This window comes from Occultella glacieicola (assembly GCF_004353825.1).
In the GTDB taxonomy this organism is placed as follows: Bacteria; Actinomycetota; Actinomycetes; order Actinomycetales; family Beutenbergiaceae; genus Occultella; species Occultella glacieicola.
In genome coordinates, this window is sequence record NZ_SMNA01000003.1 from 515,571 (window position 1) to 533,894 (window position 18,324).

Below are 18,324 nucleotides of genomic sequence, written 5' to 3' on the forward strand. Positions count from 1 at the left end.
GCGATGCACTTCCCGCCGTCCCGCGCGAGCGGGGTGTTCCGGCCACTGGCCATGGCGAACCACTTCGTGTCGACCGGCTGGCAGGTGACGGTCATCACCGCCACCGAGAAGTTCTTCGGCGACGTCAACGGCACCACGGACGACGCGCTGCTCGCGCACGTCGACCCGCGGGTGCGCGTGGAGCGCGTGCCCGTACCGGCGGAGCATCTCATCACGGACGTCCGGCGGATGAGTTGGCGCCGTGCCCACATCCCGAAGGTCGTCGGCGCCTGGGCGAAGGTGCGCGAGCGGGTTCTGTTCCCCGAGCGGTACAGTTCCTGGATCCCGGGGGTTGTGCGTCGCGCGCTCGCGGTCCATCGCCGTCGGCCGGTCGACGTCGTGTTGGGCACCGGCAATCCGTGGAGCGCCTTCGAGGCCGGCCGGCTCATCAAGACGTTGACGTCGGCACCCCTGATCCTCGACTACCGCGATTCCTGGACCCTCGATCAGTTCGGTGAACGGGACGCATTCGGGCCCGGCCATCCAGCCTGGGCCGCGGAGCGGAAGGCCGTGACCGCCGCCGACCTGATCGTGTATGTCAACGAGCCGATGCGCGACTGGCATGCTGCTCGCTATCCCGACGCCTCGAGCCGGATGACCGTCCTTGAGAACGGCTACGACGCCGGCCTGCTCGGCGAGGTCCCGTTCCGGTCACCGTCGTCCGGTCCACTGGTCCTCGGTAGCGTCGGCACGATCACCGAACACTGGCCGCACGAGGCCTGGCGAGGCTGGGACCGGGCCAGATCCGAACCAGAGCTCGGGGACGCGAGCCTTCATCTCTACGGGCACCTGGGCTTCACCCGTGCCGCTGCATCGGCGATACGGGCCATGCTTCCCGGCCCCGACAGTCAGGTGGTCTGGGAGGGATCGGTCCCGAAGTCGGAGCTCACTGCCGTCTACACCTCGATCGATGTTCTCGTGATGATGATTCCGAGCTCCCGGTACGTCACCGCGGGCAAGACCTACGAATACATGGCCACCGGCAGGCCGATCGTGGCGATCCACACTCCGCGGACCGCGGCAGCCATCCCGATGCGCGGTTATCCGCTCGCGTTCCCGTGCACGGACCTCGGACCGACGAGCGTGGCCGAGGCGTTCCTGGCCGCGGCCAGACGTGCCCGCACGATGACCGCCGCGGATCACGAGGCCGCCCTGGCACACGCCGCACGCTACCGGCGCGACCGCCTGCTCGACCCGTTCGAGGCCCGCGTCCGAGGGCTGTTGCGATGACGCGTGCAGCCACGAGGGACGTGGTGATCGTCACTCCGTGGTACCCGACTCCTGAGGAGGCGTACCACGGTGTCTTTGTGCGGGACACGGTGGCCGCCCTGGCGATCGAGCCGGAGCGGATCCGGATCGTGCACCTGGCCCGGCTGGGGGCACACGAGCCCGCGACGACCGAGATCGTCGCCACTCCGGAGGGCGAACTGCTCCGGATCGGGATCCCGATCCTCGCGGGCACGGCGCGTTCTGAGGTCGCGCGCCGCCAACGCGACGTGCTCCGGGCACATGATGCCCTGGCGGGAGCCACGGTCATCCACGCCCACGTCGGCCTCCCGACGGGCTGGGCAGCGGCTGCCGCTGCCCCGGACGGCGCCCGCCTCGTGGTCACCGAACATGCCACCTACCTGCGTGAGGAACTGCGGACGGTGTCGGGCCGGCAGGCATACCGAGAAGTTCTCGATCGCGTGTCCACGCTGCACATGGTGAGCGAGGCCGAGGCGGAGCGGGTCCGGGCGCTGTACCCCGAGCATGCGTCCCGGGTGATCGCCACCGGGAACCCGGTCCGGCCGCCGCGGCATCCGATGCCGCCGCGGGGGCCAGGACCTCTCGACCGTTGGCTCTACATCGGCAATCTCATTCCCCGCAAGGGTGTTCAGCAGTTGCTGGAGTCGTTCGCGCTGTTCCATCGGGACCGCCCGACGGCGTCCCTCACCCTGGTCGGTGGCGGTCCGCTCGAGGGGTTCTTGTGGGAGCAGACGGCCGAACTGGGTCTCACCGCGCACGTGCGGTTCGCCGGGCCGCAGGGGCCCGAGGACCTGGTCGACCTGGCGCGTTGGGGTGACGTGCTCGTGCATCTGTCCGCGTTCGAGACGTTCGGCCTGACACCCGTTGAGGCCGCGCTGAACGGCCTCGCCGTAGTCGTCACCAGATGCGGTGGTCCCGAGGAGACACTTTTGGAGTCGGCGGCGGCCGGCATCGCGCGGCTCGTACCGGCGGGCGCCTCGCCCGAGGTGGTCGTGGCTGCCGTCCGCTCGCTCGAGTCGTCGGCACCCGACGCCCGCGCCAGCCAGGCTCTGACGGACCTGCATGAGCGCTATGCGGCTGGCCCGTGGGGTCGGCGGATGACCGCGACGCTGCTGCCGTCCGGGCACGCCGGCGACGTTGCCGCCAGTGTGCCCGAAACCGACGCGGACAGCCCGGATGGGGCAGCGTGTGCCGGAGGGCTGCCCCGGCGCGTCCTCCTGTTGGCGAACTCCCCCGTCGGCCGCCGCAAGGTGCGCGAACTGGTTCCGATGACGCTGCGTCACGACGTCCCGCTGATGGTCGTGACCAACCGGTCGTCGATGGCGGCCGCGCTGGACCGGCGGGTGCGCGTGCTCGACATCCAGCCGGCCACGTCCTGGCTCCCGTTGCAGCTCCTCGAGTCGGCACTGTTGGTCGGGGTGCCGCGTCTGATCCTGAGTACGGCCGAACGTCTGGCCGGACTCGTCGCTCGGGTGCCTGGGCGGGTCGGGCGTCTGGCGCTCGCTGGTCAACGCCGCGTCGGTGCGGTCCGGACTCGCGCCATCGACCTCGGCAACAGGATCCATGACTCGGTGCTCCACCCGCTGGTCTACGCCGTCACCGATCCCATCCCGAACGCCCGGTACGTCATGCGCCACCGGGCAAGCATCGACGAGTTCGACCCCAGCCACGTCTTCTACGCCGACAGCGAGTCACTGGCGATCGCCTGGCGCTTGGTCCGGGCATGGCCGGACCTCGACGTCGACCGCCTGCCCCGGACGATCGACTACTGGGAGTTCCTCCGCCCGGCGCCGGTGGACTGAGACGTGATCAGCGGGTGAGGAAGGACGCGGCCATCAGCCGCAGCGGCGCCTCGGTGGCGAACATCTGGGTCAAGTCTCGGGTGATCACGGTCGAGGGGTGACCGTGCCGGCGCCGCTGGAGCGCGAGGGAGATCAGTCGTTCCGCGTTCCCAGAACGCCCCAGGATGGCGTCGAGGAGCCGGCGGTCGGCCAGTGAGAGCACGGCCTCGACGCCCGGCGCGGCGTCGAGCAGCCGACGAGCGACCTTGGCCAGGGAGGCACGCTCGGCGTCGGTCCAGAACTCCGGGTCGTTCCGGTTGTGTACGGCGCCGAACAGGTGGATCCGGATGAACTTCACGCACGCCGACCGGCGCTGCTCCAGCGTCAGAGCCTCGAACCACGGCTGCCGCACCAGCCGTCGGAGGAACCTGAGTTCGTCCTTGATCGGGCGCTGGACGTACGTGACCCGGTCCGCGGCGTCCTCCCCGATCACGTACGCAGGGCCCCACCGGTCGAACACCGCCTTCCCGCCGAACCACAACCGCGTCACGAAGCCGACGTCACCGCCCACCTGAGCGCGCTCCTCGAGTCGCAGTCCCAGGCGGGTGATCGCGGCCCGGGAAACCAGACCGAGTGGAGCACTCCGGTAGGAGAGCCGGTCGGCGACCGGGTCAAGCTCCTTGCGCCGGAACGGCCGGGTGGGCGGCGTCCGGACCATCCGGTGCTCCAGGCCGAGCACGAGCCGGGCCACGACGGCGTCGGCACCGGTCCGGCGGGCGAGCCAGAACCAGGACGATATTGCCCCCGGCAACAGGGTGTCGTCGGAGCCCATGATGGCCACATACTCGGCGGTTGCCAGGTCGATGCCGGCGTTGAACGGGCCGGACGCGCTCCGGTACGGGTCACGGTGTTCCAGGAACCGCACCTGGTCGCGGTGGTGGGCGTCCAGTAGCGGTCCGATCTCGTCGGCACCGATGTTGTGGCAGACGACCGTGAGACGGACCCCCTCGCCGTTGCGGTCGAGCACGGACCGGACGGCCCGCGCGATCGGCCGCTCCGTGGAGTGGACGGCGATGATCACGTCGACGCCGACCCCGCCCTTCGGCTCCATGTCCGCACCCGGCTCAGGCACGGCGACCCTCCGCGGCTGCCCGGTACCCGGCCACATACCCGGCTCCAACTCGAGCGGCTGAGAACGAGTCACCGATGGTCTCGGCGATGTCCGAGGCGTTCAGGTGCCGGGTCCGCCGCTCCGTCTCGACGATCGCGTCCGCGTACGCCGAGGCTTCCTGGAGGTCCACGAGGGTCCCGACCTCGGGCCGGATGTACTCGCCCTGGCCGCCGGTCGCGCCGACGACCACGGGTCGTCCGTGCACCAGTGCCTCGGCCGCGGACACACAGAAATTGTCCGCGCGCGTCGGCAGGAAGAACAGGTCCGCGGCGTTGAGGGCCGCGGAGACTCCGGCCGCGTCGGCCGTTCCGGCTAGACGCACCCGGTGTCCGACCTTGCGCTTGCGGGCCCGGCGCTCGACCGCCTCGCGCAATTCGCCGTCCCCCACCCACGTGAGGTGCGCGGACACACCGCGGCGCGCCAGCTCCGCGACCGTGTCGACCGCGAGGAGCGGATCCTTGCGGTCCACGAGTCCGCCTACGGCGACGAGTCGCAGCGGCATGCGTGGTCGCATCGGCCGTGGGGCCAGATGCTGCCGCGGGGGCACGATGCACGGCACGACGGCGGTCGGTGCGTCCGCGCGGGCGGACCGGATCGGGCCGGCCAGGTACTCGCAGACCCCGGTGACGACGTCGGGCATCCGCAACAGCGGCCGCAGCAGCGGCAGGGCCGCACGCGCCGCGAGCGGGAGGGTCGCCGGCGTCGTCAGACCGGACCAGTGCTCGGTGTGGACCCAGGGCGCGTCGGGCCGATTCAACCCGAACGGCAGCAACGACGAGAACGCCATCGTGTGGACCACATCGGCACCTGCGAGCAGTGAGCCCAGCGAGCGGGCGACCGTCAGGATGTCGAGCGGGGAACGGGTGGACATCGGCACCCGCCGGACCCTGAGGCCCTCGCGGGTGAGAGCGCGGATGCCATCGTCCTGGTGCGGCGGGACGAGGTGCAGCACGTCCACCGAGTCGATCTGCGGTCGAGCAGCGATGGCGGCTACGTCCTTCGCGACGAACGCGCCGCTACTGGGGGCGCGTTCGGTCGGAAACCAGGTTGTCACGGCGATGATCCGCATACGCTGAAAGTATCCGATCCTCGACGATGCGGTTGTCGGGCCCGCGCCGTTGTCGACCCGGACTCCCAGCACCTGAGACACTGGCAGGGCCCTGTCAGCCGTCCCCTTGGAGCGCCCATGCCCGCAACCATCCGCGCCACGGTCGGCGATCTGTTGGACACCTACCAACGGATGGATGGCTGCTCCCCGGACGAGCACCACGACGAGGTTCGACAGCACCCCATGGCCGAGGCCAAGTACATTCTGGCCTGCGTCGACACGTTCAGAAGTTCGCTGATGAGCGAGGACGAACTGGCCACTCGGATGGTGGGTTCGTTCGCGCGCCTCGAGGCCCATCGTCTGGACGACACCGGTCACGCCGGATGGGGCCTTGGCTTCGCGTACGGAGCCGGGTCAGCAGACGAGACGTATGTGATCACCACCACGCTGGTGGTCCACGCCCTCCACAGCGTGACGACGTTCGCGCCCGCTGCGGTTCCTCCCGGCTGGATCGATCTGCTCCGGTCGGCAACCGACTACCTCCTCCACGCTGCGCGCGTGGGCACTCCGGACGGTGACCTGATCGCCTACTCGCCGAGGAACGATCTCCCGACTTACAACGTGACCGCGATGTGGAGTGGCGTCCTGAGCGAGGTCCTCGGGCCGGACCACCCCGACGGGGCCGGGATCCGGCAGGTGGCGAACGACCTCCTCGGGCGACGCATCCCCGGGGGCGGGTGGACCTACGGGCCTGGATCGATCCGGGCGGACCTCCTGCACACCTGCTACACCGGGGTCGGGCTGACGATGGCACTCCCCGACCAGATCGACGCGCTGGACCGCATGTTCCTCGAGGACATCCTTCGGTTCAGCAGCACGCCTGTCTGGTTCGATCGCTATGACCTGCACACCGTCGAGGATCTCCTGGCGGGTGAGGTCCCTGGTCTGGGACGAGGGGTCCACGTGGTGAACGGCAACGCCCTGGTCGGGTTCGATGCACCCGCACGATCCTGGTCGATGGGGGAGCTCCTCGTCGTCATCTCCGAGGCGGCCGCGCGTCCGACGACGGGAAGATACTGGATGGCCCAACTCCGCCGGCTCGCGCGGTCGACCACCGAGGTGCAGCTGCCCGAGAACTGGTTCCGACACTCGATGCACATCGCACACGGCCTCGCGAGCGCACTGCGTGTCCTGCGCGCGGATCAGGGGTCGTCATGAGGCCGGGCCTGCGCAACTGGCTACTGGCTCGCCGACGCCCTCCGGCGGCTACGGAGCGCGGATCAGCGGAGAGCGTCGATGCGTCCCCAGCAGTGCCGCGAACCGTCGCAGTCGAGCGCGAGCAGAGTGGATCGCCCGACATGCCCCCGTTCGTCCACTTCGCGAAGATGCAGGACTTCTACCGATTCGCGTTCCTTCCTGACGGCTATCCGGGTCGCGCAGGGTCAGACGGCTCGATCTTCCCCCACCCCATCTATGGCACCTATGCGCTCATCGACTACCTGAAGCAGTACGCGAGGGATCCACGACCGGAGCTGCTGCAGGCGATCTCGCGCGTGGCTCACGCCGCAATCTCGCGCATGACCCCGTTCAACGACACCCTCGTGTTCTGGTACGAGGCGAATCCGAGCCTGGGCGCCCGCCTATACGCGGATCACTACTCGGGGCTGACACAGGCCTATTACGCAGTGCAACTAGCCCGAGCAGGCACGGTTCTCGAGGATGCTTCGGTGCGTACGGCCGCGGAATCCGTGTTTCGCAGCCTCTTGGTTCCTGCCGAGGCCGGCGGGGTGTTGCACCGCACGCCGGCGGGTCCGGTGATCGCCGAGGTACCCCAGACGCCGAACAGCTGGATCCTGAACGGTTGGCTCTCAGCGCTAACGTCCATCCAGGAGTTCTCTGACATCACCGGGTTGGACGAAGCCCGAGACCTCATTCACGACAGCACTCGAACCATGGCACGCGTTCTTCACCTGTATGACGAACCTGTCAAACGGACCAGCCGATACGGCTTGACCGGTTTCGCCTATCTTCGCCTCCGCTTCGAGCACCTCCCTCAGTCTCTGCAGGACGTGACACTGCATATCCCAGGCGAGCCGGACATCGTCCTTCCGACCGGGTCGGGAACCCGTTGGCAGCCCTATGTCTTCGGCCCAGACATGGTGCGCACGACTCCGAAGACGACGACGGTTCGGATCAATGCGGTCCTCTCGCTCGCGAGTGCGCCAGAACCCAACCGAGTCGGCTTCACCGCCACAACGGAGAGTCCGGGCACCGTGACTCTCGAAGGGATGCTCGGCGCGTACGAGCCGACGGCATCATCGCCGGTGAACGCTGAATGGAAGGAGATCGCGAGCACCACCATTCCTTCGGGCACCTCGAGCTGCATGATGGACATCCCAGCGTTCGTGGTTGATTCGACCGTCTATCCCACGAACTTCGCCAAGAAGATCGAGGGGCAGAACGTCAACGTCTACCACAGCATCCATATTCAGCGTCTGCGGCAACTGCATGGCCGGACCGGCGTCGACGAACTCCTCACATGGGCGGACAAGTGGCACGGATACATCGCCGACTGGGCGACGATGCCGACCTACTCCGGCCTGGCATTCAGGGACCCGGTCAGCGGGAAGGTTCGGCCGGTGACGGATCAGCCTGCAGCCATCGAGGGGTCCTGAGTCGGGAAATGCTCCGTCGTCTCGAACTCACCCTCCATCACCGATGGCCAGACTGGTCGAGCATGGATCCGTTGAGCCGTGTCGAGCCCAATGCTGGTCCCGGCCAGCACGCTGCCGATCCGCTGTCGGCAAGACGCATCACATACCGAGGCGTGATCAACGCCGTTGAGGACACCTTTCCTGCAGTGTTGACGGGCTGGCGTCCGAGTCCAAGGGAGACCGAAGTACGGTGTCGAGTAGCCAGTTCCTTCTGAGTTACGCGTGCGACCGAGAAGACGCAATGTCATCTGCTGAGCTGCGACTGCGCCTCGATTCTGCGACCTCGCATCTCGAGTCTCTAGTTCGCACAGAGGTCGAGCGAGTCGATGTCGGCGATGGTCGAGTTGGGTTCTCCGCGTGGCGGTACGTCGACGCGGGAAACTCGTGGCCCGTGGTGGCCACGCGAGAAGGTGTGGCGGCCGCCTGGCTACACACACCGCCAGCTGCCGGCCCGATCGAGAACGCGGCGGATCCGATCGATCTCGCTCGGGATATCACCAACGGAACCACAGATCGAGCGGAACTCGGCGCGCCGGCCGCCGCGTTCTACTTGTCCGAGTCAGGGCTGCGAATTTCCAATGACCGCCTTGGCATGGTCCGGCTCTACGAGTTTGCGGTGAAGGGCTTCGGCCACGTCTGGAGCAGCCGTCCGGGTCTCGCTCACATCTTCGGCGGCCTGGTTCCTCGGCTCGAGCAGTCGACCTGGAGCGATATGGCGACGCTGGGATGGGCGGCAGATGGCAGCGCGCACCTGGGTAACGGTCACCAGATGGCTGCGAGCACGACGATCCAGGTCGACCGAAACGGACACACCGTGTCGTCGTCCGACCGTGACGAGTGGCTTCGGGCCGCACTGGACGGCGACGTTCCTTCGATCGTTGATGGCGCTCGGGGAATGGTTCGCTCAGTCGCTGTCGCTTCGTGGTGGCAAGGAAGTCCGGTTGCCGATCTCTCGGGTGGCAAGGACTCGCGCGTGACGGCCGCAGCTGCGATCCGAGCTGGCGTCGTCAGCACGGTGAGGACTGTCAACACCGATACCGGCGAGGTGGACACGGCCAGGGAGTTGCTTCGTCTCGCCGGAAATCCGGTCGCGCATCGGGTGGACCAGGTCGTGGAGCCGAAGAAGCCTCAAGGCGGCGTCCTCACCCGATACCTCTCCATGCACCGGGCCTGGGAGGGCGCCTACAACGCCAGGTCGGCCTACCGATCGATTGAGTTCCGAGGCTTCACTTCGCCGTCGGCGCCCCGGATCAACGGCCTTGGCGGCGAAGCGATCCAAGGGCGAACGATGGTCAGCCCGGCGTGGCGCGAGAAGCTGGAGGGTGGGGGGCCGGACGCGGGACGGTCGCGGCTCGCACAGATGGTTCGGTCGGGCGCTGCCGGCGTCACAGATGCGGGGATCGAATGCTCCCTAGCGTCGATCGACTGCTTCGTCGATCGCGCCTTGATGGTTGATATGGCTACCGCATTCATGGTCGTGGATTACTTCTACCACTTCAGCAAGATGCCATTCTGGTCGATGCCGCAGGCAAGTTCGAACACGCTGCTTCCGTTCTATTCCCCGCAGGTGCTTCCACGCACCATGTGGTCGTTGTCACATGCTGCAGCCGAGTACGGGCAACATCATCGCGACCTACTTCGAGAGCTACAGCCCGCGTGGGCCGATGTGCCGTTCTACAAGGGATCGGTGAAGACACGGGGCACACCGTGGATGTGGGAGAACGCTGACTGGCGAGAGATGTCGAGCACGGTGCTCGACGGGGTTGGTTCGTTGGACACCTTCTCGACGAGGGCTGTGAGCCAGTTCGTCCAGGAGGCCGAAATGGGCACAGGAAACGTTCGCCACGAACTGGCACTGACGCGCGTGATGTGGGAACTGAGTTTCCGCGAGTACGTCAAGGAGGTTGCACGCGCTGCGGAGGCGACCTCGAGGGAGGTTTTACGCGTTCGGGCCGCCGAACGAAGGCGTTGACGTCTTCGCGACCGTGACGAACCTGAATTCCCCAGCCGAATGATCCCGAACCGCAGTGGTCAGCCACCCACACGGGCATAGAGTTCGGCCAGTTTGCCCTCCTGGCTCTCCCACGAGTACACGTTCTCGAGCGAGTTCCCGGTGACCTTGGCCCGATATTCGGGCAGCGCCCCGAAGACCTCCTTGAGCGCCCTGGCACAGTCCGCGGCATCACCGAAGGAGAACGTCTCGCCGACAGCGGTCCGTCGGACGAACGCGCCCATCTCCTGAAGGTCGCTGACCACGATCGGCAACCCGGCGAAGATGTAGTCGAACAGCTTGTTCGGCAGGGCCATCTCGTGGTTCGGGATGTCGCCGATCATCGGGTGCACCCCGACATCGGCGGAGCGTAGATAGCTGAGGACCTCCTCCGGCTTCACGGGTTCGAGCAGATGCACCCGGTCCACCACCCCGAGTTCCGTCGCTCGTCGGGCGAGCTCGCGTGAGAGTTTGTGACTCACGCTGGGGACACAGATGACGGCCAGGTGCACCTCAGGCAGGAAGGTCAGGGCCTCGACCACGGTGGCGACTCCCCGCTTCTCGGCCATCGAACCGGAATACGCCAGGAGTGGCACATCGCGGCCGAGACCACAATCGGTGCGGATGTCTGAAGGCGCTTCCGCGATCTCCTCGACCACCGGGGCATTGAGAACGACCGTCGGACGATCCGGGAGCCGATAGACCCGCTGCAACGCGTCCGCGATCGACTCACTCACCGTGATGACCCCATCGGCCGCTCTGGTGTAGTGCTTCTCCATCTGTGCCCACGCACGTCGCTGCCGCTCGGAGGTACGCACGGCACCGACCACGAATTCGTGCGCGTCGTAGATCAACGTCGGTCGCACCCGGTGTGCTCGCATGTGATTCGTGGCGTTGACCGCTGCCTTCAGGACGTGAGCGTCGTGGGCGTGAATGATGTCGGGCTTCTGCCGCCAGATCTCACGCGTGAAGGACAGGCTCAGGTCGGAGAACTGGGTGACCTCGCGGCGCCAGTCCAGCCGTCGCGGCACGGCGTCTGGATCGGCCTGCTGCTCCCAATAGGCGCGGATGCGCTCTTCCCTGCGCTCGTGGAATCGAACCCGCCAGTCGAAGAACATCCGGGGCAGCCTAAGGAGCGCACGCACGGGAAGGGCGTACCGGGATGCGCGCAAGCCTGCCAGCGTGTTCTGATAGCGAGCCCACTCGAGGTCGCTCTCCGAGATGAATCCTGGGAAACCCGACCGGTAGGCCCGGCGCTCCCGCTCCAGTTTCGCCTTCGTGGCTGTCATCCCGTAGGGCTGTGGAATACCGAGGGTCGCGACGTCGCCGAGCGTGCCTCGAACAGGCTCCGTGATGCCCTGCAGCCCATACAGCAACGTCACGTCGAACCCGAGCCGCTGGACGGACTGCGCGGACTTGCGAACACGAGCGTCGGCGACGATGTCGTGATTGACAACCATGACGACCTTTCGTCGGCCACGTCGCCCAGGCCTCGTCGCCCTTGATGTCAATGCCACAGTTCACGCCCCGATTTGTCATGTTGAAACGCTCGCCAGCCTAGGGGGTGTACGAGTGCCCTTCGGCACGCAGGCGCCGTGGGCACCCCATTGGCGGTGTTGGGTCCGTCACTCGGTTCACTGCGAGGACCCCGTCAGCCTTGCCAACGCCGACTCCCACGCGCTCACCTGATGGTCCGCAGCAAGGTCCGACGCGACCGCATTCGACGCCCGCTTCCAGTCACGAATCATCTGCGGATCGAGGTTCTCCAGGGCCCGGGCCACCGAACTCGGGTCGAACGCCTCCGTCACCGCACCCAGTTCGTGCTCACGGACGAGCGCCGCCATCTCCGGCGACGGCCCGACGATGATCCCGAGCCGGGCCTGGACGTAGTCGAAGAACTTGTTCGGCAGCGTCCACTCGTAGTTGAACGTGACCGGGGGCAGCACGAACACCCCGATGTCGTAGTCATTCAAGGTCCTGATCAGGTCCGCGTACGGCACAGGGTCGTGCACCGTGACACCGGGCACACCGGCGGCCTGCTCACGGACCTCGGCCAGGTAGCCAGGGTCGTTCGGCATCAGGAACAGGTCGAGCGTCACATCCGCCCGGGTCAGCCGCACCGCCTCGATCATGAGCCCGAGATCACGGTTGCGACGGGCGTTGCCGGAGTGCACCAGACGCACCGCCGCGTGCACCGGGGTCGGCCTGAGATCGTGGAACGGGGTCGCGTTCGGCACCACGCTCGCGTGGATCCCGAACTCGCGTCGGTACTCGTCGGCGAGTCCTTGGCCCACGGTGCTCACCGACGCGGCCTTCGCCACGAACTCGCGGCACAACCACCGGTAGTACGGCGCCACGAAGAGCCGCCAGCGCCAGGATTCCTCGTTCTCGCGCGGTGCGTACTCGTGCAGGTCAACGTGCACCCCTGCCCGCGGACGAAGGCTCAGTGCCAGGGGCACGGTGTCCGCGTCGTTGGCGAGAACCACGTCATATGCGCCCACCGGCAGCACCGCTCGCAGGTGGGCTAGGACCGCATTCGTGCGCTGGACTTCGGCGTACCGGCGCAGGATCAGGGCCCGACGGCCCTTGCGCCAGGCGACGAGCTGTGCGGGGATCTCGTGGTGTGCCACGACCCCGTCGGGAGCCGGCCCGTACCCGACCGTGGTCACGTCGTAATGGGTCGTGAACAACCGGACCTGTTTGAGCACCCGAGCGTCCTCGTGAATGGGTGAGAACGCGATGATGAGGAGCGTGGGCCTGCTCACCGTTCCCCCCATAGGACGCTCCGGTACAGGGCGACCAGACGCTCCACCTCGTGCTCCCAGGTGAGTGCGGTGGTGGCTGCTCGAGAGGCCGCACGGTATCGCTCCGGATCCGCCAGCACCCGGGTCATCGCCGCTGCGAGCCCCTCCGGCCCGTCCGACTCGAAGACCAGACCGACTCCATACTCGGCGACCACGTCGGCGGTGTCCGGGAGATTGGCGGCCGCGATCGGCAGGCCCGCGTGGATGGACTCGAAGAGCTTGTTCGGCAGGGAGTAGTAGTAGCTCAGGCAGGTAGGCCGGACATACACGACGGCGAGGTCAGCGTCGGACAGCGCGTCGGCGACCTCCGCGGAGGGAACCTTGCCGACGAAGTGCACACGGTCCCGCAACCCAGCGGTCCGGGCCCGCTCGGCGAGCGGACCGACGTAGTCCGGTTCGCCGTAGCCGAGGAGCACGAGGTGGACCTCGGGACCCATGAGGTTCAGGGCGTCGATCGTCTCCTCGATGCCACGGTTCGTGGTGAGCCGGCCGCTGTACGCGATGACCTTGGTTTCGGCAGGCAGGCTCGCGAGCTCGCGCAGACGCCCGGTGCCGGCTCCGCTCGGCAGGTCACCGGTCGCGGGGATGTTCCGCACCAGCACCGGGCGGTGGAGCAGACCATAGGTGCGCTGCAGCCAACTCGCGATGCTCGGGGAGACCGTGACCACTCCGGCGGCCCGGCGGATACCGGCCCGTTCGATGAGGTGCTCCACGTGCGGGGCGACCGGGCGCTTGCGGACATTGCGGTGACGCCACAATTCGTGGGCGTCGTAGATGATCCTGGTCCCGGTGCCGCGGGCGGCCAGCATCGCCGGAGCGAGAGTGTTGCCGTCGTTCGCGTGGATGACGTCCGGTCGCCAGCGCCGCACGGCCCCGACCGCGCGCGCCCAGTACACCGTGAGGCTGACGGTCCGGTACGCCTTGAGCCACAGGTCGAAGAACGCAGCGAACGCCCGGGCACTCAGCGGCGCCGCGGCCGTCGGTGCGACCAGGGGCTGCTGCGCCAGGAACGCCGTCGGCGGCGTGCCACAGCCATCAGCGTCGCGCGCGGTCGCCGCGACCGACTCCGTCGTCGCAGGTGCAGCACCGTCCGCCACGGGTGCGTCGATGGCTTCCTCCACCGCCACCACCTCGCCTCGTTCGGCAAGCCCCCGGGCGCGTCCCATCACCCACCGGTACGCGCCCGCAAGCCAAGGGACGGACCGGGCGAGTTCGAACTCGGGCAGCCGCTCGAGTTCCACGCCACTGTCCAGCCGCTCGATCGTGGCCGGAAAGCCCGAACGGGCCCGAGCGACCGCGAAGATCTTCACGTGCGCTCCGGCTCGGTGGAGGCTCGCGGCGGTCTTGAGTACACGTGAGTCGGCGTGCGCGTCGTTGTAGACGAGCACGGCCACGCGCGCGGGTCGGTCACCGACCCGCAGGTCAACGTCGGTCACTGCGGTTCGATCTCTCCGGTCAGGCCGGCCAGGGCAGCCTGCTCGGCGAAGTCCGCCTCGGCAGCGACGACCTCGTCGAACGTGCCGTGGGCCACGAGTTCCCCGTCCCGCATGAAACAGACCACGTCGCTGTGCCGGATCGTCGCGAGCCGGTGTGCGACCACCACCATCGTGACGTCACCGCGCAGCTCCCGGATCGCCGAGGTGACCGCCGCCTCCGTGGAGGTGTCCAGGGCGCTGGTCGCCTCGTCCATGATCAGCACGAGCGGGTCGTTGTACAGGGCGCGGGCGATTCCGATCCGCTGCCGCTGACCGCCGGACAGGCTCAGGCCCCGTTCGCCGATCCGGGCGTGGATCCCGTCCTCGCGGGCCTCGACCACGTCGAGGATCTGCGCGCGAGCGAGGGCGCGGCGCACCCGGTCCTCGTCAACCTGTTCCGGGATCCAGGTCAGTGCGACGTTCTGCGCGACGGTCGAGTCGAACAGGGAGACCTCCTGCGGCACGTACCCGACCCGGGAACGCCAGTCGTCGAGGACGGTACCCATCGGGGTGGTCCCGACCAGGATCCGACCGGCACTTGGCTCGAGCAGCCCGAGCATCAGGTCCACCAACGTCGACTTCCCCGAGCCGGAGGCGCCGACGAGGGCCAGCGAGTGCCCGAACGGCAGGGTCATGCTCACCTCGCGTACGGCCTCGGTGGAGCCACTCGGGTAGGTGAAGCTCACGTCCTCGAGCGTGAGCCGGTCCGCCTCGGCGGGAATCGGTGCCGTGGTGCCCTCCGCTGGTCTGGCTTCGCGGCGCTGGTCACCCTTGCGGATCTCGTCGAGCACTTGCTGAGCGAACGGCATCGACGCCCCGGTCTGCGCCATGATCGACTGGAACCTGGTTAGCGATGGCACGATCCGGAACCCGGCCACCCCGAACAGCGCGACTGCGCCGAGCGCCCCGGTGACACCGTCCTGCAGGTATCCCACGCCTGCCCCGATCGCCAGCCCCCCGATGAGGCCGGCCTCGAGGACGTACCGGGGCACCACACCGAGGAAGGACATGTTCGCCCGGGCGTGGGAGCTCTTCAGGCGCACCTGACGAACGACGCCAGCAACCTCGGGCCCCTTTCCACGCAGCGTGATCTCCTTGAGGGAGTGCACCATCTCGCTGACCAGGCGCACCGAGCGCGTGGAGTAGTTCCTGTTCACCCGCCCGGCCTCCACCGCCTTGCGCAGCACCCACAAGTACAGGAACGCGCCGATGACCCCGAAGTAGGCGATGGCCACCAGGGCGATCACCGGTTGGGCGACGATGAGAACCACCAGTACCGCCACGAACGTGAAGATCTCGCCGGAGAGCATGGCTGCCGGGATGAGAACGCCGGAGACGGTCGTCGCCACCCCGACGTCGGTGGACCGGACCAGGTCCGTGGAGTTGCGACCGAGCCGGTCCGTCCAGGGCGACTCGAAGAAGGCGTTCAGCAACTGGCTGCCGAGGTCCTGTTCGAACCTGGCGAAGCGACGGGTGGCGAAGTACTGCAGGGTGACCGCGAAAACGCTCTTCGCGACGATCAGGGCACCGACGATGACGAGCATGTTCCGGAAGTCGGTCGGTTCGCTGAGCGTCCAGCCGAGGACCGGGATCGTCAGTTCTGCGCCGGAGATCATCGGGGCCATCGTGATCGCCAGCAGGCCGAGGGCGGCGACGTCGAGGATCGACAGGGCCGCGGAGAGCACAGCGAAGGTCACGATGAAACGCGAGCTACCGCCGGGCAGCACGGCAAGCAGGTCACGAACGATGCGCCACAGGGCGGCCATGCCTCACCTGCTCCCGTCTCCCGAACCGAGCAATGAGCCCGCAATCGAGCCCTCGGAACGCCAGCCTAGAACGCCGCAGCCCCCGAACCGCACCTACGCAGCCCGGCGCGGCTCAAGCGGGATACGTACGGCCGGCTCGCGGCCGATGGCGTGGGGCCGCCTGAGCACAGGATCCTCGGGCCCTAGAGTGGCCCCGTGACCGTAGCCGTCCGGGAGTCGATTGCGAATCGCACTCGTGGCATGCTCCGGATGGCGGGCCTGGTCCTGGTCCTGACCCTGGCGGTCATATGCGTTGCCACGAGCCGGACCGTCGCGACCGGCACCCCGAAGACCGGTCACGTCACCGCCGTCGAGTCCGCGGTCGGTCCTCAGGATGCGCCGAGCGATTTGACGCCGTCGCTCGAGGAGGCCGGCGCTGATCAACCGAGCACGTACGCCACGGGGTGCCATCTCGGAGTTCCAGCGTCCGAACCGGTCGGATGCACGAGCGGCTCACCGGCGGCACCGCTCGACGTCGTCCTGTTCGGGGACTCCCACGCGGCGAACTGGCACCCGGCACTGGAGACTCTCGCCACCCGCGGCGACCTGCACGTCACATCACACACCAAGTCCGGCTGCCCCGCACATCAGGTGTCCGACGAGTACATGACGGAGCCGTATCCGGAGTGTGCGACCTGGCGCGAGGCGGTTCTCACGCTGATCGCGGCGGACCCGCCCGACGTTGTCGTGCTGTCCGGCTTACCTCGCGGCACGGCAGCTCCGGTGCCGCTGTCGGAGTGGACGGCTGGCGTCGCCGCGACGGTCGAGCGGCTCTCGGTCGTCACCACGGTGCTGGTGGTCGCGGACACGCCGAACTTCCAGGTCGACCCGCCAGCCTGTCTGTCCACTGGTCCGGTCGACGCCACAACCTGTGATCGTCCGCGATCCGATGCGATCAACGACGAGTACGCCGCGCAGGAACGGGCCGCGGCCATGGCGGCTGGTGGCACGTACGCCGACCTCACGGACCATTTCTGCTCCGACACCTGCCCGGTCATCCAGGGGAACATCCTCCTGTACCGGGACGACCACCACCTGACCGCAACCTTCAGCGCCTCGATGGCGGATGCCCTGGGCGCGGTCATCGCCTCCGCCCTCGCAGGACCCTAGATCGAACGGTGGCCGGCGACACTCAGGACGACGTCGACACTCCTGCGCGCGACCGCCTGCAGCGAGCGGTTCGCTTCGACCCAGGCGGCTAGGCGAGCAGGTTCCTCGGGCATCGGGTCGTGCTCGATTGCCTCGATCATGGTCTTGGCCACGTCGTCGACGTCATAGTCACAACGCCAGCCCATCGCCTCGCTCTCGATGAGTTCGCCGGCCTCCCCCGGGCCCGCGTAGACCACAGGCGTGCCCGTGCCGAGCGCGGCCAGCACCTTGGTCGGAAACGCGAAGTCGTAGCCCTGCCCGGGCCGCAAGGAGACGACGGCGGCACGTGCGCCGCGCAACCAGGCGGCTGACTCGTGGGCAGAGGCGAGCGGATGGAAGTCAACTGATGTTGGCGCGACCGCTGCAGCCAGCTCCTTTAACGACGACCAGGCGCTCCCCTGGCCCAGGAACACCAGGCGCGCGCCGGGATGGCGCTCCAGCACGTGCGGCATCGCCCGTACGAAGACGTCGGCGCCCTGCCACTCCGACGCTGTACCGGCATACAGGAGGAAGGGGCCGGTGCCGCGGATGTCGCCGTCGGGCGTGAACACCGTGGTGTCCACGCCGTTGCCGACCGTGACCGCGCGGTCGGCGCCGAGCTCACGCACCCGGGCCGTGACGCCGTCGGACACCGAGAGAACGGCGCGGGCGCCCCGGAGCACCCATCGTTCCAGTGCTCGCACGAACCTCACCACGAGCCGCGGCGCGCCGGTGGACTCCGCCGCGTCGGACCAGACGTCTGCGGCGTTGTACACGTACGGGATTCGTCGTAGGCCGCAAACGATTCGAACGACTGCGCCGCTGGTCGGCGGCGGCTCGACGACGACCACGTCAGGCCGCGGCTGGGACAGCAGCCGTAGCAGCAACGGGGCATCGAAGCTCAGGTACGGCAGGTACCCGCGGACGTACCCGCTTCGGTTCCGCAGCACCGGCCACCGACGGACACGGACGGTCTGAGGTATCCCGGAGTCCGGCCCGTGCGGGTCGGTCACGGTGAGCACCGTCACCGTAGCCACAGTCGCCAGCTCCCTGGTGAGCGCCGCCAGCCGGAACGACGCCGCCGAAGCTTCGGGTGCGTAGATCCGGCTGGCGATCACGGC

Annotated in this window: 13 protein-coding genes; 6 read left to right on the top strand and 7 right to left on the bottom strand. The window is 68.0% G+C overall.

Going from position 1 to position 18,324, the window contains the following annotated elements; translation table 11 throughout:
• Positions 1–3 precede the first annotated feature (3 nt).
• Positions 4–1,269: a glycosyltransferase gene (locus EXU48_RS07905; RefSeq protein WP_165962721.1), complete on the top strand. Its 1,266-nt coding sequence runs from the start codon at positions 4–6 to the stop codon at positions 1,267–1,269.
• The gene (locus tag EXU48_RS07910) at positions 1,266–3,089 is read left to right on the top strand and encodes a glycosyltransferase family 4 protein (protein WP_133107077.1); all 1,824 of its coding nucleotides are present in this window, start codon (positions 1,266–1,268) and stop codon (positions 3,087–3,089) included. The genes EXU48_RS07905 and EXU48_RS07910 overlap by 4 nt, the downstream gene beginning before the upstream one ends.
• A gap of 7 nt (positions 3,090–3,096) precedes the next feature.
• Here the strand turns inward: EXU48_RS07910 and EXU48_RS07915 are convergent, their stop codons facing one another.
• Complete coding sequence (locus tag EXU48_RS07915; RefSeq protein WP_165962722.1) at positions 3,097–4,200, bottom strand: glycosyltransferase family 2 protein; 1,104 nt, start codon at positions 4,198–4,200, stop codon at positions 3,097–3,099.
• Positions 4,193–5,293 (bottom strand): glycosyltransferase, encoded by a 1,101-nt coding sequence (locus EXU48_RS07920; RefSeq protein ID WP_207947660.1) that lies wholly within the window; start codon positions 5,291–5,293, stop codon positions 4,193–4,195. Before EXU48_RS07920 ends, EXU48_RS07915 begins: the two co-directional genes overlap by 8 nt.
• Positions 5,294–5,425: 132 nt before the next feature.
• Here EXU48_RS07920 and EXU48_RS07925 point away from each other — a divergent pair, with 132 nt between their 5' ends.
• The 3 genes from EXU48_RS07925 (at position 5,426) to EXU48_RS07935 (ending at position 9,973) form a co-directional block, all read left to right on the top strand.
• Positions 5,426–6,505: a hypothetical protein gene (locus tag EXU48_RS07925; protein WP_133107080.1), complete on the top strand. Its 1,080-nt coding sequence runs from the start codon at positions 5,426–5,428 to the stop codon at positions 6,503–6,505.
• A 140-nt stretch (positions 6,506–6,645) separates the two neighbouring features.
• Positions 6,646–7,962: a D-glucuronyl C5-epimerase family protein gene (locus EXU48_RS07930; RefSeq protein WP_165962723.1), complete on the top strand. Its 1,317-nt coding sequence runs from the start codon at positions 6,646–6,648 to the stop codon at positions 7,960–7,962.
• Positions 7,963–8,242: 280 nt separating this feature from the next.
• Positions 8,243–9,973: a hypothetical protein gene (locus EXU48_RS07935; protein WP_133107082.1), complete on the top strand. Its 1,731-nt coding sequence runs from the start codon at positions 8,243–8,245 to the stop codon at positions 9,971–9,973.
• 59 nt (positions 9,974–10,032) lie between these two features.
• On the opposite strand, the gene EXU48_RS07940 is transcribed toward EXU48_RS07935, so the two are convergent.
• The 4 genes from EXU48_RS07940 to EXU48_RS07955 all read right to left on the bottom strand — a co-directional run bounded on the left by EXU48_RS07940 (position 10,033) and on the right by EXU48_RS07955 (position 16,036).
• Entirely contained in the window at positions 10,033–11,451 is a 1,419-nt protein-coding gene (locus EXU48_RS07940; RefSeq protein ID WP_133107083.1) for a glycosyltransferase, read from the bottom strand.
• Positions 11,452–11,625: 174 nt separating this feature from the next.
• Positions 11,626–12,756, bottom strand: coding sequence for a glycosyltransferase (locus EXU48_RS07945; protein ID WP_133107084.1), 1,131 nt, complete (start codon positions 12,754–12,756; stop codon positions 11,626–11,628).
• Positions 12,753–14,231 carry a glycosyltransferase gene (locus EXU48_RS07950; RefSeq protein WP_133107085.1) on the bottom strand — a complete coding sequence of 493 codons (1,479 nt, stop codon included), beginning with the start codon at positions 14,229–14,231 and terminating at the stop codon, positions 12,753–12,755. Before EXU48_RS07950 ends, EXU48_RS07945 begins: the two co-directional genes overlap by 4 nt.
• The gene (locus tag EXU48_RS07955; protein WP_133107086.1) at positions 14,228–16,036 is read right to left on the bottom strand and encodes an ABC transporter ATP-binding protein; all 1,809 of its coding nucleotides are present in this window, start codon (positions 16,034–16,036) and stop codon (positions 14,228–14,230) included. The genes EXU48_RS07950 and EXU48_RS07955 overlap by 4 nt, the downstream gene beginning before the upstream one ends.
• 195 nt (positions 16,037–16,231) lie before the next feature.
• Between EXU48_RS07955 and EXU48_RS07960 the strand changes: the two genes are divergently transcribed.
• Positions 16,232–17,185: an SGNH hydrolase domain-containing protein gene (locus EXU48_RS07960; RefSeq protein ID WP_133107087.1), complete on the top strand. Its 954-nt coding sequence runs from the start codon at positions 16,232–16,234 to the stop codon at positions 17,183–17,185.
• On the opposite strand, the gene EXU48_RS07965 is transcribed toward EXU48_RS07960, so the two are convergent.
• Positions 17,182–18,321, bottom strand: a complete 1,140-nt coding sequence (locus EXU48_RS07965) for a glycosyltransferase (RefSeq protein WP_268958155.1) — start codon at positions 18,319–18,321, stop codon at positions 17,182–17,184. The two genes, EXU48_RS07960 and EXU48_RS07965, sit on opposite strands and share 4 nt — an antisense overlap.
• Positions 18,322–18,324: the final 3 nt, after the last annotated feature.

Excerpts from the sequence above, each read along its gene's own strand:
- EXU48_RS07925 (WP_133107080.1), top strand. The coding sequence starts at position 5,426 with ATGCCCGCAACCATCCGCGCCACGGTCGGCGATCTGTTGGACACCTAC.
- EXU48_RS07935 (WP_133107082.1), top strand. The coding sequence starts at position 8,243 with ATGTCATCTGCTGAGCTGCGACTGCGCCTCGATTCTGCGACCTCGCAT.
- EXU48_RS07910 (WP_133107077.1), top strand. The coding sequence starts at position 1,266 with ATGACGCGTGCAGCCACGAGGGACGTGGTGATCGTCACTCCGTGGTAC.
- EXU48_RS07940 (WP_133107083.1), bottom strand. The coding sequence starts at position 11,451 with ATGGTTGTCAATCACGACATCGTCGCCGACGCTCGTGTTCGCAAGTCC.
- EXU48_RS07905 (WP_165962721.1), top strand. The coding sequence starts at position 4 with ATGCACTTCCCGCCGTCCCGCGCGAGCGGGGTGTTCCGGCCACTGGCC.
- EXU48_RS07930 (WP_165962723.1), top strand. The coding sequence starts at position 6,646 with ATGCCCCCGTTCGTCCACTTCGCGAAGATGCAGGACTTCTACCGATTC.
- EXU48_RS07955 (WP_133107086.1), bottom strand. The coding sequence starts at position 16,036 with ATGGCCGCCCTGTGGCGCATCGTTCGTGACCTGCTTGCCGTGCTGCCC.